Genomic DNA, 749 nt, shown 5'->3' with positions numbered 1-749 from the left:
TCACTACTTCGATTTGAAGTTTTCTCCAAATGGCCAAGCGCTAATAGCGCTGGATATCAATAGTATATTTTATGTTAATTTATCTGATTTTAAAGTCACCAAATTACCTTTACCAGAGCAGGAACTGCGCGCTGTATCGTTCAAAACAGATCAACAAATTAGTTTTAGCATGAAAAAACAAGGTAAATGGCAAGTTCACATTTATGACTTAATGAGTAAAATTTCATCAATTGAATCCCCTAATTGGAAATATGTCCAGCATGCAAGTAATTCTGGAAACACTATTTGGGTAGACCAAAACAATATTGTGAAATCAGGGCCAAATGGAACGATAGATACAAATACTCCGACTGATGATATTTCCTTAATTACTCATCGTTCTTTAAATATTAAGAAGTATGGTGAACAATGGTTCTGGTTAGCATTAGGACAAAAAAACGCAATAAAAAGGTATTCAGAACAAACTAAGAAAATTGATATTTTGGCAGACCAATTACCATCCCGATTTGATATTTCAAAAATGTCTCTTGTATATGCTTATACGAAGAATCGAAATTTCGATGTATTCTCTAGTAATTAAATAAAACGAGTTTTGATATTTTTCGTTAAATATAACTTTCTCGTGTATTTGAAACTGATAGTCGGCTAACAGATTGGTTTAGCCTCATAAACTAGCAGAGGCCAGGTCTTAGATTAGGTTGCGGTTTCTTTCATAAAGGCATTTTGTCGATTTTAGGCTCTGCTGAACT

At 33.4% G+C, this 749-nt stretch carries 1 protein-coding gene; it reads left to right on the top strand.

The features are described 5' to 3' along the window. Nucleotides 1-580, top strand: a 580-nt coding sequence (locus tag D1094_RS18715) for a hypothetical protein (RefSeq protein WP_182440245.1), incomplete at its 5' end; no start/stop codon positions are given. Nucleotides 581-749: the final 169 nt, after the last annotated feature.

The sequence above is a fragment of the Colwellia sp. RSH04 genome, assembly GCF_003545765.1.
Taxonomy (GTDB): domain Bacteria; phylum Pseudomonadota; class Gammaproteobacteria; order Enterobacterales; family Alteromonadaceae; genus Colwellia.
Note: the sequence above shows the minus strand (reverse complement) of the source record. Positions and strands in the feature narration are given on the sequence as shown.